General features: G+C 75.2%; 12 protein-coding genes. 10 read left to right on the top strand and 2 right to left on the bottom strand.

Going from position 1 to position 13,077, the window contains the following annotated elements; genetic code table 11:
* Positions 1–38 precede the first annotated feature (38 nt).
* From ACA361_RS21680 to ACA361_RS21665, 4 genes are all read left to right on the top strand, one after another.
* Positions 39–923: an alpha/beta fold hydrolase gene (locus ACA361_RS21680; RefSeq protein ID WP_375014357.1), complete on the top strand. Its 885-nt coding sequence runs from the start codon at positions 39–41 to the stop codon at positions 921–923.
* 102 nt (positions 924–1,025) lie between these two features.
* Entirely contained in the window at positions 1,026–3,122 is a 2,097-nt protein-coding gene (locus ACA361_RS21675; protein ID WP_375014355.1) for a tetratricopeptide repeat protein, read from the top strand.
* Between the two features lie 58 nt (positions 3,123–3,180).
* Positions 3,181–4,179 carry a hypothetical protein gene (locus ACA361_RS21670; RefSeq protein ID WP_375014353.1) on the top strand — a complete coding sequence of 333 codons (999 nt, stop codon included), beginning with the start codon at positions 3,181–3,183 and terminating at the stop codon, positions 4,177–4,179.
* A gap of 155 nt (positions 4,180–4,334) precedes the next feature.
* Positions 4,335–4,979, top strand: coding sequence for a PaaI family thioesterase (locus tag ACA361_RS21665; RefSeq protein ID WP_375014351.1), 645 nt, complete (start codon positions 4,335–4,337; stop codon positions 4,977–4,979).
* A gap of 15 nt (positions 4,980–4,994) precedes the next feature.
* Here the strand turns inward: ACA361_RS21665 and ACA361_RS21660 are convergent, their stop codons facing one another.
* Positions 4,995–6,329, bottom strand: a complete 1,335-nt coding sequence (locus ACA361_RS21660) for an MFS transporter (RefSeq protein ID WP_375014349.1) — start codon at positions 6,327–6,329, stop codon at positions 4,995–4,997.
* 237 nt (positions 6,330–6,566) lie between these two features.
* Between ACA361_RS21660 and ACA361_RS21655 the strand changes: the two genes are divergently transcribed.
* The 4 genes from ACA361_RS21655 to ACA361_RS21640 are packed head-to-tail and all read left to right on the top strand — an operon-like array spanning position 6,567 to position 10,522.
* Positions 6,567–7,556, top strand: coding sequence for a 2-keto-3-deoxygluconate permease (locus ACA361_RS21655; RefSeq protein ID WP_375014347.1), 990 nt, complete (start codon positions 6,567–6,569; stop codon positions 7,554–7,556).
* A complete protein-coding gene (locus ACA361_RS21650) occupies positions 7,553–8,710 on the top strand; it encodes a four-carbon acid sugar kinase family protein (protein ID WP_375014345.1) in 1,158 nt (385 codons plus the stop codon). The genes ACA361_RS21655 and ACA361_RS21650 overlap by 4 nt, the downstream gene beginning before the upstream one ends.
* A gap of 41 nt (positions 8,711–8,751) precedes the next feature.
* Positions 8,752–9,771, top strand: a complete 1,020-nt coding sequence (gene pdxA / locus ACA361_RS21645; RefSeq protein ID WP_375014343.1) for a 4-hydroxythreonine-4-phosphate dehydrogenase PdxA — start codon at positions 8,752–8,754, stop codon at positions 9,769–9,771.
* Positions 9,761–10,522, top strand: a complete 762-nt coding sequence (locus tag ACA361_RS21640) for a DeoR/GlpR family DNA-binding transcription regulator (protein ID WP_375014341.1) — start codon at positions 9,761–9,763, stop codon at positions 10,520–10,522. Before pdxA ends, ACA361_RS21640 begins: the two co-directional genes overlap by 11 nt.
* On the opposite strand, the gene ACA361_RS21635 is transcribed toward ACA361_RS21640, so the two are convergent.
* A complete protein-coding gene (locus tag ACA361_RS21635) occupies positions 10,523–11,017 on the bottom strand; it encodes a hypothetical protein (RefSeq protein ID WP_375014339.1) in 495 nt (164 codons plus the stop codon).
* 38 nt (positions 11,018–11,055) lie between these two features.
* Here ACA361_RS21635 and ACA361_RS21630 point away from each other — a divergent pair, with 38 nt between their 5' ends.
* Positions 11,056–11,739: a response regulator transcription factor gene (locus ACA361_RS21630; RefSeq protein ID WP_366622646.1), complete on the top strand. Its 684-nt coding sequence runs from the start codon at positions 11,056–11,058 to the stop codon at positions 11,737–11,739.
* Positions 11,736–13,076: an ATP-binding protein gene (locus tag ACA361_RS21625; protein WP_375014337.1), complete on the top strand. Its 1,341-nt coding sequence runs from the start codon at positions 11,736–11,738 to the stop codon at positions 13,074–13,076. The genes ACA361_RS21630 and ACA361_RS21625 overlap by 4 nt, the downstream gene beginning before the upstream one ends.
* Position 13,077 lies beyond the last annotated feature (1 nt).

Genomic DNA, 13,077 nt, shown 5'->3' with positions numbered 1-13,077 from the left:
GGACGCCGCATCGACCATCTGGACGCGACCGAACCTCCATGAGCATTCGCATCACCGCCCCCGACCGCCTCGGAACGACCCGGCTGCCCGACGGCCGCGAGCTCGCCTGGAGCGAGTGGGGGCCGCCGGGCGCGCCGCCCGTCCTGCTGTCGCCGGGCGCCGCCACGACCCGCCGGCTCGGCACCGCCGCTCTCGACGGGCTCGACGGGCTCGGCGGGCCCGGCGGGCACGGGGTCCGGCTCATCGGGCTGGACCGGCCCGGGCTGGGCGCCTCGACGCCCGCGCCCGGCCGGACGTTCGCGGATTTCGTCCAGGACGTCCGGGACCTGTGCGCCCTGCGCGGGCTGGGCCGGCCGGCCATGGCGGGCAACTCGCAGGGCGCCCCGTTCGCGCTGGCCTGCGCCGCCGCCGGAGCCGTGAGCGCGCTGGCCGTCGTCGCCGGCTCCGACGAGATCGCCGCCGATCCGGCCGCGCTGCCCGCCGGACTCCGCGACCTCGTCGAGCTGACCGCCGCCGACCCGGCCGCGGCGGAGGAGACGTTCGCGCGCTTCACCCCGCGGGCGATGTGGGACATGGTCATGGCCTCGTCCCCGGAGTCCGACCTCGCCGTCTACCGGGACCCCGGCTTCGCCGCCGCGTACCGCGCGGCCCTGGAGGACGCCTTCGCCCAGGGCCCGGCCGGGTACGCGCGCGACACCGTCCTGGCCATGGGGCGCTGGCCCTTCGACCTCGGCGCCGTGGCCGTCCCCGTCGACCTCTGGTACGGCGCGGAGGACACCGCGCACTCGCCCGACAACGGGGCCGCCCTCGCCGCCCGCATCCCGGGGGCGCGGCGCCATCTCGTCCCGGGGATCGGCGGCGCGGTCCTGTGGACCCACACGGGCCCCATCCTGCGCACCCTCATGGAACGGGCCGCGGGCTAGGACGGGCGGACCGGCCGGATCGGGGGCGGATCGCGGAACTCTCTGGGAACCGTCGGTGGGCGGGCGCATACTGAAGGGCACAGTCGGCAGGGAGGCCAGAGGGTGGGCGGGACCCAGAGCGACGTTCCCCCGGAGACGACCGGCTTCGTGGGGCGGGAGCGGGAGCTGCGGGAGGTGCGCGAGGCCCTGGCGCGGACGCGGCTGGTCACGCTGACCGGGCCGGGCGGCGTCGGCAAGTCCCGGATCGCGCTGCGCACCGCGCGCGAGATCGCCGGGCGCTTCCCCGACGGCGTCTGCATGGTGGAGCTGTCCGGCGTGCGCGACGGCAACCTGCTGGCCGACACGGTCGCCGAGGCGATGGGCGTGCGCGACGGGTCGGCGCCCTCGGCCGTCGGCCTCCTCACCCGGGCGCTGCGCGGCAAGCGGTTCCTGCTCATCCTGGACACCTGCGAGCACCTCGTCCCCGAGTGCGCCGCGCTGGTGCGGTCGCTGCTGGTCGACTGCCCGGGGCTGCGGGTGCTGGCCACCGGGCGGCAGCAGCTGGGCGTGGCGCGCGAGGCCGTCCTGGAGGTGCCGCCGCTCGCGGTGCCGGAGGCCGCCGACCCGCCCGGCGGCGGGCCGTCCGACGCGGTCGAGCTGTTCGCGCGGCGCGCCGCCGAGGCGGTGCCCGGGTTCACGCTGACCGACGCGGTGCTGCCCGACGTGGCGATGCTGTGCCGGCGGCTGGACGGCATCCCGCTGGCGATCGAGCTGGCCGCCGCGCAGCTGCGGTCGCTGCCGCTCGACCGGCTCGTCCGCCGGATCGACGGGCTGGTCTGGACGCTGGAGAGCGCCGTCTCCGAGGACGTCCGGCACCAGACCCTGCGCACCACGGTCGGCTGGAGCCACGAGCTGTGCGCCCCGCTCGAACGCCTGCTGTGGGCGCGGCTGACGGTGTTCGTCGGCGGGTTCGACCTCGCCATGGCCGTCGAGGTGTGCGGCGACGAGCGGCTCGACCCCGACGGCGTCGCCGCCTGCCTGTCCGGGCTGGCCGAGAAGTCGATCGTCCAGCGGGTGGCGGGCAACCGCTACGACATGCTCGACACGCTGCGGGAGTACGGCGCCGTCTGGCTGAACCAGGTGGAGGACGTCCGGCCGCTGCTGGCCCGGCACCGCGACTGCATGACGCGGCTGGCGCGCCGGGCCGCGTCGGCGTGGATGAGCGACGGGCAGTCGGCGTGGGTGCGGCGGATGGACACCGAGCGCGACAACCTGCGCGCCGCGCTGGAGTTCTGCTTCACCGTGCCGGGGGAGGCGCGGGCCGGGCTGGCGCTGGCGGGCGCGCTGTGGAGGACCTGGCTGTGCCGGTCGCGCTTCACCGAGGGCCGCTACTGGCTCGACCGCGGCCTGGAGCTGGTGACCGAGCCGGGGCCGGAACGCGCCGAGGCGCTGTGGCAGACCGCGTACCTGCGGACCAACCAGGGCGACTCGCCGGAGGCGCTGCCGCTGATCGGCGAGGCCCTGAAGTACTTCGAGCGGACCGGCGACACCGCCGGGTACGCGCGGGCGCAGCGCACGCTCGGCTCCGCCGCCACGTTCATGGGCGACACCGAGCGGGCCGACGACGCCCTCGACGAGGCACTGCGGATCATGACCGGCCGCGACCTGCGTCCCGACCTGGTCATGCTGCGCGTTCTCCGCGGCTTCCACCGCTCCCGCAGCGGCGATCCGGCGCGGGCGCTGGCCGAGTGCGACGAGGCGCTGCTGCTGCTCAAGGACGCCCCCACCGAGAGCTGGATCCGGTCGTGGGCGGGCTACGTCAAGGCACTGGCGTACTGGTTCATGGACGACGGCGGCCGCTGCGCCGGCGAGCTGCGCGCCTGCCTGGAGATGTTCCGGCGGATGGAGGACCCGGCCGGGCTCGCCAACTGCTTCGAGATGCTGGGCTGGCTGTCCGCCCGCGCGCACCGGTACGAGGAGGCGGCCGTCCTGTTCGGCGCCGCCTCCCGCTACCCCGAGAAGGTCGGCGTCCCGCGGCTCGGCGCGCCCGAGCTGGAGGAGGTGCACCGCGGGCTGGAGGACCGCGTCCGCGCCCAGCTGGGCTCGCGGCGGTTCGCCGAGCTGAACGGCCTCGGGACGTCCCTCGGCGTCGACGAGGCCGTCCGGCTCGCGCTGGGCGAGGCGCCGCCGGCCGATCCGCGAGCCGGTCCGCTCGGCTGATCCGCCCGGTCGGTCCGGCCGGGTGCCCGATGGCGGTGCCGGTTGCCATACTGCGGGGATGGTCGACGGATCGCTGCACAGCCTGCTCCGGGAACGCGTCCGCGTCGCGCTGGCCCGGGGCGAGGACGACTACGAGACCATCCTGGCCGACGCGCGCGAGAACCTGGACGGCACCGCCGGCGGGGAGGCGGTCGCGGAGCTGGTCCGGGCGGAGTTCGCCGCGTACCGCCGCGAGCAGCGCGAATGGGGCGGCGATCTGCTGGACGCCGAGCGCCTGCTGGCGGCGTTCCGCGATCTGGACCTGGCCGGGATCGTGGCCCGCGCCGACTTCACCTGCTGCCAGAGCTGCGGGACGAGCAAGATCGCCGGGGCGGTGCCGGGCGGCGCCGCCGTCCGCGGGTACGTGTTCTGCCACCGGCAGGACGTCGACGCCGCCGCCCGGGGCGAGGGCCTGTTCCTGTCGTACGGGACGTTCGGTGACGACTCCGGTGGCGCCGCGGGCGCGGGCGGCGCCGGCGCCGGTGCCGCCGAGATCGGCGAGCGGGCGGTGGCGGCGCTGCGCGGGCGCGGCCTGGAGGTCGAGTGGGACGGCGAGGTGACCACCCGCATCCACCTCCCGCTGACCTGGCGCCGCCGCCGCTACGCCCACCTGGCGCACTCCCCGGACACGCCGGACACGATGGACACGCCGGAGACGGAGGTGCCGGAGGCGGCGGCCGGGGCGCGGCTGGCCGTGACGTTCTGCGACTACACGCGCGACCGCGGCGAGGACGATCCGGTGCCGATGTCGTTCGAGGAGTTCCGCGGCCTGCTCTACGAGCTGGTCCCGGCCGGTGACAACTTCATCACCTGCCAGGGCCGGTCCGGCGCGGTGGTGCAGGGGATGTGGGACGAGGGCCCGCGGTTCTGGCTGGAGACGCCCGACCCCGACGCGGGCTGCTCGTACGGCCGGTACGCCACCCTCGACGAGGCGGCCGAGGTCGTCCGCGTCCTGGCCGCCGACGGCCGGATCGCCCTGACCGACCTCGGCGAACTGGAAACCGTCGACTGGACGTGACCAAAGCCACCTTCACAGCCACGATCCAGACATCCCCGCCCCATAGAATTTGGTTCGGTAGTGAAGCCCGAGCCGGGTGCGGCGCCGGGAGCGGCGGCCGCTGACCGGTCCCCGCCCCTCGCCGCCCGCGCGGGGCGCGAGAACGAGGGAGACCCATGAGCGGGGCCGGGGCGGCGATGGCGCGGGTGCATCTGGAGCGCGAGCAGCACTCGCTGGCGGAGTCGCAGGTCGCGGCGCTGGCCGTGCTGGCCGAGCGGGTGCGCGCGCTGAACGAGGTGGTCGTGCACACCGGCGCCGCCGAGGACGAGCTGGCCGCCGTGTCCGCCGAGATCGCCGCGCTGACCGAGCGGCTGTCGGCCGCGCCGCGCCGCCCGCACCCGCCGATCGCCCAGGCCGGCCGGGACGGCATCTTCCGCCAGCTGGCCAGCCCGGTGACCGGCCCGCTCAACCCGATCGCGCCGCCGCTCGACGTCGAGATCCTGCCGGACGGCACGGCGCGGGCCGAGTTCACGCTGAACGGCGTCTACGAGGGCCCGCCCACGTTCGTGCACGGCGGCGTCTCGGCGATGATCCTCGACCAGCTGCTCGGGATGGCGGCGTCCGCCAACGGCACGCCCGGCATGACCGCCACCCTCGAACTGCGCTACCGGCGGCCGACCCCGTACGGCGTCCCGCTGGCCGCCGAGGCGAAGGCGACCGGGGCCGAGGGCCGCAAGTCCTGGTGCGAGGGCCGCGTCCTCGACCCCGAGGGCAGGACGACCGTCGAGGCCACCGCCATGTTCGTGATGCCCCGCTTCTGACCGGCCGGGCCGCGGTCAGGCGTACGACTCCTCCTTGGTGATGTCCGCGCGGGAGCGGTCGGGCAGCAGCGCCAGCGCGGTCAGCGTCAGCAGCGAGCTGACGATCATCGCGATGGCGATCGCCTCCCAGCCGAAGTCGTGCAGCAGCCAGGTGGCCAGCAGCGGCGCCGGCCCGCCGGCGATCACCGAGGCCAGCTGGTAGCCGATCCCGGCGCCGCCGTACCGGAGCCGGGTCGGGAAGCTCTCGGCGATCAGCGCGGCCTGCGGGCCGTACTGGACGGCGTGTGGGATCTGGGCCAGCACCACCGCGCCGAACACGAGCGCGGCCGTCCCGGTGTTGAGCAGCCCGAAGTACGGGAACGCGATCACCGCGATCAGCAGCGACCCGGTGGCGTACACCCGTTTCCGGCCGATCCGGTCGGCCAGGTGCCCCGCCGCCGGGATCGTGAACAGCTCCAGCACCGCCGCCGCCGTGACCGCGCCCAGCGCGAGGCCCTGCGCCAGGCCGAGGTCCTCATGGATGTAGGTGAGGGCGAACGAGGTGAAGATGTAGAACGGCATCTGCTCCGAGCACCGCAGCAGCGCGCTGAGCACGATCTCCTTCGGATGCCGCCGGATCACCTCGGCGACCGGGACCTTCGCGACCTCGGCCTTCTCGACCACCTCGGCGAACAGCGGGGTCTCCAGCACCTGGAGCCGCACCCACAGCCCGATCGCGACCAGCACCAGGCTGAGCAGGAACGGGATCCGCCACGCCCAGGCGGTGAACGCGTCCTCGGCCGACAGCGCGATCGCCGTCATCGCGCCGGTGCCGAGGATGAGCCCGATCGGCACCCCGATCTGCGGCAGGCTCGCCATGAGCCCGCGCCTGCGCTGGTCGCCCCACTCCATCGACAGCAGCACCGAGCCGCTCCACTCGCCGCCGACCGCGATGCCCTGGAGGATCCGCAGCAGGACGAGCAGGACGGGCGCCGCGACCCCGATCGACTCGGTGCCGGGCAGCACGCCGATCAGCGCGCTGGACACGCCCATCAGCAGCAGCGTGATGATCAGCGTGGCCTTGCGGCCGAGCCGGTCGCCCCAGTGCCCGAAGATCGCCGCGCCCACCGGGCGGGCCGCGAACCCCACCGCGTACGTGGCGAACGCCGACAGCGTCCCCGCGTAGTCCGACGACTCGGGGAAGAAGACGTCCTTGAAGACGATCGCGGCCGCGGTGTTGTAGAGGAAGAAGTCGTACCACTCGATGGAGGTGCCGACGACGCTGGCGAGCGCCGCCTTGCGCACCTGCTCTCTGCGTCCGGCCGCGTCGAGTTCGCGGGCCCGGCCCGCCTCACCGGGATCGAGGACCATGGGGAGCCGTCCTTCCCGACCGCCCCCGCCGATCAAGCCGAATACCTGCTGGACCCGATACCCACCCGGTGTCGCCCGGAACCCCCCGAAGACAGATACCCCCGGTTGGTAAAACATGCGCGTTTTGCGCATGAAGTGTGTTTACATGCGCAAAACGCGCAGTAGCATGACCTCACTCGGGGGAAACGAGGGAGGCGGGCCGCGCCGCGGGCGCGGCCGACGGGTACGGAGAGTGCGATGCAGATCCCCATCAAAGCGACCGTGGAGCGGGTCCCCGGCGGCATGATGATCGTTCCGCTGCTGCTGGGCGCCGTGGTGTACACGCTGTTCCCCGGCGCGGGCGAGTACTTCGGCTCGTTCACCGGGGCGCTGTTCAGCGGCTCGTTGACGATCCTCGCGGTCTTCTACGTGTGCATGGGCGCGAGCATCGACATCCGCTCGACGCCGTACATCCTGAAGAAGGGCGGCGCCCTCTTCGGCGCGAAGGTCGTCGCGTCCATCGTGGTCGGGCTGGTCCTCGGCCGGCTGCTCGGCGAGGCGCCGGTCGGGTCGGGCTTCTTCGCGGGGCTGTCCACGCTTGCCGTGGTCGCGGCCATGAACGACACCAACGGCGGCCTCTACATGGCGCTGATGGGACAGTTCGGCAAGCCCAAGGACGTCGCCGCGTACTCCATCCTGACGATCGAGTCCGGGCCGTTCCTCACCATGGTCACGCTGGGCATCGCCGGGCTGTCGGCGTTCCCCTGGCAGACCCTGGTGGGCGCGCTGCTGCCGCTGCTGGTCGGCGCGATCCTCGGCAACCTGGACCACGACCTGCGCAGGTGGCTGGGCGGCGCCACGCCGGTGCTCATCCCGTTCTTCGCGTTCGCGCTCGGCTGCAGCATCGACCTCAAGAGCGTGTGGACGGCCGGGCTGCTCGGCCTGGGCCTCGGCCTGGCGGTGGTCGCGTTCAGCGGGACGCTGCTGTTCACCGCCGACCGGCTCACCGGCGGTACGGGCGTCGCGGGCCTCGCGGCGGCCTCGACCGCGGGCAACGCGGCGGCGGTTCCGGCGATCGTGGCCGGCGCGAACCCGGCGTACAAGGAGGCGGCCGCGCACGCCACCGTGCTGGTCGCGGCGTCGGTCGTGGTGACCGCGATCGTCGTCCCGATCATCACCGCCTGGTGGGCCGACCGCGTCAAGCGCCGCGAGGAGGCCAGGGGCGAGCCGGCGGAGGCCGCGTCATGAGCGACCGGACCGAGTTCGTGATCGTGGCGGACGACCTCACGGGGGCGGCCGACAGCGCGGTGCCGTTCGCGGCGCGGATGAGCACGGCCGTCGCGCTGGAGAGCGCGTGGCCGCGGGCGCGGGCCGTGGCGGTCGACACCGACAGCCGCTACTCGCCCGAGGACGTCGCCGCCGAACGCGTCGCCGAGGCCGTGACCAGGGGGATCACGGCCGGCGCCCGGATCGTGAAGAAGATCGACTCGACCCTGCGCGGCAACGCCGGCGCCGAGATCGCGGCGGCGGTGGCCGCCGCGGGCGGGCCGCTCGCGGTGGTCGCGCCGGCCTTCCCGGCGACCGGCCGGACGGTGGCCGGCGGTGTCGTCCGGGTCGGCGGCGAGCCGCTGCCCGGGCGCCGGCACGGGGGCGACGTCGTCGCGCTGCTCGCCGGCGCGGGCCTGACCGCGCGGCGCCTCGACCTGGCCGCGGTACGGGGCGGCGACCTGAATGCGCGTTTCGCGCAAGCGCGCGCGGACGGGCTGGCGGCCGTCGTCTGCGACGGCGAGACCATGGCCGACCTGGAGGCGGTCTGCGCCGCCGCCGGGGAGGGGACGCTGCTGGTCGGGTCCGGCGGCGTCACGGCCGCGCTGGCGCGCACGGCCGGCCCGGCGGGACCGGCCGCCGTACGGGCGCCGGCCGGCCCGGCCCTCGCCGTCATCGGCAGCTACTCCGGCCTCGCCCGCGCCCAGCGGGCGACGCTGGTCGCCGAGGGCTGGACGCCGGTGACCGTCGCGCCCGCCACCGGCGGCGCCGGCGGCGCCGCGGCGGCCGCAGAGGCCGTACGGGACGGGCTCAAGGCCGGCGACGTGGTCCTGTCGGTGGACCCGGACGCCCCGGTCGACCGGGACCGCGCGTACGCGACGGCCCGCTCGCTGGCCGCCGCCGCGGTGGCCGCGGCGGACGGTGCCGGGATCCTGCTGGCGACCGGCGGCGAGACCGCGCGGGCCGTGCTGCTGGGACTGGGCGCCACCGAACTGTGGCCGGCCGGCGAGCCGGAGCCCGGGGTCGTGGCGGGGCGCGTCCAGGGGACCGGCGCGCTGTTCATCACCAAGGCGGGGGCGTTCGGCGACCCCGCCACGGCGGCGCGCGTGGTGCGCGCCGTACGCACGGCGGCCTGACGAGACTTGACGAGACCTGACGAGAACTGAGGAGAGCACGGATGGAACGCCCGATCGTCGGGATCACCATGGGGGACGCGGCGGGCGTCGGTCCCGAGATCATCGTGCGGGCGCTGGCCGCGCCGGAGGTCCGCCGGATCGCCCGGCCGCTGGTCATCGGGGACGCGGCGCGGCTGCGCCGGGCCGCCGGGATCGTCGGCGAGCCGGTCGCGATCGAGACCGTGGCCGGCCCCGAGGACGCCACGTACGCCGAGGGCGTCGTCGAGGTCGTCGACCTCGACTGCGTGCCGGCCGACCTGCCGTTCGGGGAGCTGAGCCCGGTGGCGGGGGAGGGCGCGTACCGGTTCGTCGAGCGCGCCGTCGAGCTCGCCACGGCCGGGCGCATCGACGCGATCTGCACCGCGCCGCTCAACAAGGAGGCGCTGCACGCGGCCGGGCACAGGTACCCGGGGCACACCGAGCTGCTCGCCGAGCTCACCGGCACCGAGGAGGTGTCGATGATGCTGAGCGCGCCCAAGCTGCGCGTCATCCACGTGACCACGCACATCGGGCTGGTCGACGCCGTGCGGAGGATCGAGCCGGGCCTCGTCGAGCGCACCGTGCGGCGCGGCCACGCCACCCTCGTCAAGGCCGGGATCGCCGAGCCGCGCATCGCGGTGTGCGGCATCAACCCGCACGCGGGCGAGAACGGCCTGTTCGGGCAGGGCGAGGAGGAGGAGAAGGTCGTCCCGGCGATCGAGCGGCTGCGCGCCGGCGGCGTCGACGCGCGGGGGCCGCTGCCCGCCGACACGGTGTTCTTCCGCGCCGTGCGGGGCGACTTCGACCTGGTCGTCGCGATGTACCACGACCAGGGCCACGGCCCGGTGAAGGTGATGGGCCTGGAGGCCGGCGTGAACATCACCGTCGGGCTGCCCGTGATCCGCACCAGCGTCGACCACGGCACCGCGTTCGACATCGCCGGCACCGGCCGCGCCGACCACGAGAGCATGCTGGAGGCGCTGCGCCAGGCCGTCGACCTCGCACCCGCGCGGGCGGAGGACAATGGGGGCCGTGAGAGCTGAAGAGCGCCGCGCCCGGATCGCGCGGATCCTCCGGGAGCAGCCCGTCCGGGTGGAGGAACTGGCCGAGACCTTCGCGGTGTCCCTGTCCACCATCCGGCGCGACCTGCAACTCCTCAGCGACGAGGGCGCGATCGTCCGCACGTACGGCGGCGCGCTCTCGGCCGCGCCCGGCGAGCAGTCCCTGCACGAGCGCGAGAAGCTCGCGCTCGCGCAGAAGGCCGCGATCGCCGCGGCGGCCGAGAAGCACGTGCGGCCCGGCGGCGTGCTGCTGCTGGACGCGGGCACGACGGTCGGCGCGCTCGCGTCCCGGCTGGCGTCCTGGACCGGCATCACGGTCGTCACCAACGGCCTCACGACGCTGGACGCGCTCGCCGAGAGCGCCGGCGTCGAACTCGTCGCGCTCGGCGGCGCCGTACGGCACATCAGCCTCGGCATGATCGGGCCCATCGCGGAGAGCGCGCTGCGCGGCATCACCGCCGACACGGTCTTCCTCGGCGCGGACGGCGTCGTCGCGGGCCGCGGCGTGTGCGAGGGGACGGCCGAGCAGGCGGCCCTCAAGCGCCTCATGGTCGAGCAGGCGAGCGAGGTGTGCGTGCTCGCCGACGCGAGCAAGCTCGGCCGCGCCGAGAGCCACTGGTGGACGCCGCTCGACCGGCCGTGGACGCTCATCACCGACTCCGGCGCGGACGCCGGACGGCTGGCCGCGTTCGAGGCGCGGCCCGAGGTGACGGTGACGGTCGCCGCGGGCTGACTACGCCCGGGAGCCGTACTCGTACACCTCGACGGTCGGCCGGTGGCCGTAGAAGCTCGCGATGACGGACGACGTCCGCCGGCCGGCGATGAAGTCGACCCGCAGCCAGCCCTCGTTCTCGGTCACGCGGGTCTCGTACCCGGCGTTCGGCGTGGCCGACACCAGCTGCGCCCGCCGCTCGGAGATCGCCAGCGCCGCCCGGCCGCCGCGCGTCGAGTAGCTGTGCACGTTCCCGTGCCGCCCGCTGGGGGACGGGGACGGCCTGGCGGTGCCCGAAGCGGTCTCCTGCTCCGCCGGGCTCTCCGCCGGGCTCGGCCGCGCCGCCGCGGTGCCGACGCTGCCCGGCGGCGTCGGGCTGCCGTGGATGACCGGTCCGGTGACGGGCGGCGGCGACGAGCGGTCGGAGATCGCGCCCCGCACGACATCGCGTACGCCCAGCCACGACAGCGCCACGGCCAGCGCCGTGACCATCGCCCAGGGCGCAACGTACGACATTGCGCGACGCATGGCACATGGTGGCATACGGTTCGGGCATGGCGAGTGTGCTCGTGGTGGAGGACGACGCTAACGTCCGGACGGCCCTCATCCGGGAGCTGAGTCAGCGGTCGCACGTCGTGCGCAGCGTGGGGACGGCGATGGACGCCCTGCGCGAGGTGACCCAGGCACCCCCCGACGTGGTCATACTCGACCTCGGGCTGCCCGACCTCGACGGCGCCGAAGTGCTGAAGATGCTGCGCGGCATCTCCGACGTCCCGGTCATCATCGCGACCGCGCGCGAGGACGAACCCGAGATCGTACGGCTGCTGAACGCCGGCGCCGACGACTACCTCATCAAACCGTTCTCCGCGGAGCACCTCAACGCGCGCCTCTCCGCCGTACTGCGCCGCGCCGCCCGCTCCGGCCCCACCGCCGAGATCCGCGTCGGCGGCCTCCACATCGACCTCGACCGGCGCGAGGCCGCCCTCGACGGCAACGCCCTCGAACTCACCCGCCGCGAGTTCGACCTGCTCGCCTACCTCGCCGCCCGCCCCGGCCGCGTCGTCGCCCGCCGCGAACTCCTCGCCGAGGTCTGGCGGCAGGCGTACGGCGACGACCAGACCATCGACGTGCACCTGTCCTGGCTGCGCCGGAAACTCGGCGAGACCGCCGCGAAACCGCGCTACCTGCACACCGTCCGCGGTGTCGGCGTCCGGCTGGCCGATCCCGGAAAGCCATGAGGCGCACGCTCGTCCTGGTGTCCCTCGCGGTCACCTCCATGGTCGCCCTCGCGTTCCTCATCCCGCTCGCGCTGACCGTCCGGGAGATCGCCCGCGACCGCGCCCTCACGGCCGCCGAACGCCAGGCCAGCGCGCTCGGCCCCGTCCTCGTCGTCACCGAGGACCCCGGCGCCCTCGAACGCGCCGTCGCCAGCTCGCAGGCCGGCGCCGCCCGCCGGATGGCCGTCCACATGCCCGACAACACCGTCGTCCCGCAGGCGTCCGGCGACGGCAACCGGGCCCGGCTCGACCAGGTCACCGAGGCCGCGCGCCGCGGCCGCTCGTACACCGCGCGCGTCGACGGCGGCCACGCCCTCCTTCAGCCCGTCTCCCTGGACGCCGGCCGTACCGCGGTCGTCGAGGTCTACATCCCCGACTCCGACCTCACCCGCGGCGTCTGGAACGCCTGGCTCGTCATGACCGCCGTCGCCGCCGCCCTCGTCGCCGGCTCGGTCGCCGTCGCCGACCGGCTCGGCGCCCGCATGATCCGTTCCACCCGGCGGCTGGCCGAGGCCGCGGGCGCGTTCGGCGACGGCGACCTCGGCGTCCGCATCGAGCCCGACGGCCCGCCCGAGCTCGTCGAGGCCGGCCTGGCCTTCAACGCGATGGCCGACCACGTCGTCCAGCTCCTCGCCGCCGAGCGCGAGATGGCCGCCGACCTCTCGCACCGCCTCCGCACCCCGCTCGCCGCCCTCCGCCTCAACGCCGAGGCGTTAGGCAACGGCGCCGTCGCCGACCAGACCCGCGACGCCGTCGGCCGGCTGGAGCACGAGATCGACCAGATCATCCGCACCGTCCGCCGCCCCACCGCCCGCGGCTCCTGCGACGCCGCCAAGGTCCTGCGCGAGCGCGTCGCGTTCTGGTCCGTGCTCGCCGAGGACGAGGGCCGCTCCTGCGAGCTCATCGGCGCCGACCGCCCGGCCGCCCTCCCCGTCCCCGCCACCGAACTCGCCGCCGCCGTCGACGCCCTCCTCGGCAACGTCTTCCGCCACACCACCGAAGGCACCGACTTCGCCGTCACCCTCCACGTCGGCAAGGGCCTCACCGGCATCCTCGTCGCCGACGCCGGCCCCGGCATCGCCGACCCCGACACCGCACTCCAGCGCGGCCGCAGCGGCGGCGGCTCCACCGGCCTCGGCCTCGACATCGCCCGCCGCGCCGCCGAGGCCACCGGCGGCCACCTCCGCATCCACCGCTCCGTCCTCGGCGGCGCCCAGATCCAGATGTGGTTCCGCACCAAGTGGCTCCCGCCGGCCCGCCGCTCCCGCCGCCTGGTCCGCCGCCGCCACTCGCGCTGAC

Source organism: Actinomadura sp. 21ATH (assembly GCF_041951345.1).
GTDB lineage: Bacteria > Actinomycetota > Actinomycetes > Streptosporangiales > Streptosporangiaceae > Spirillospora.
This window is presented reverse-complemented; position numbering and strand designations above follow the sequence as displayed.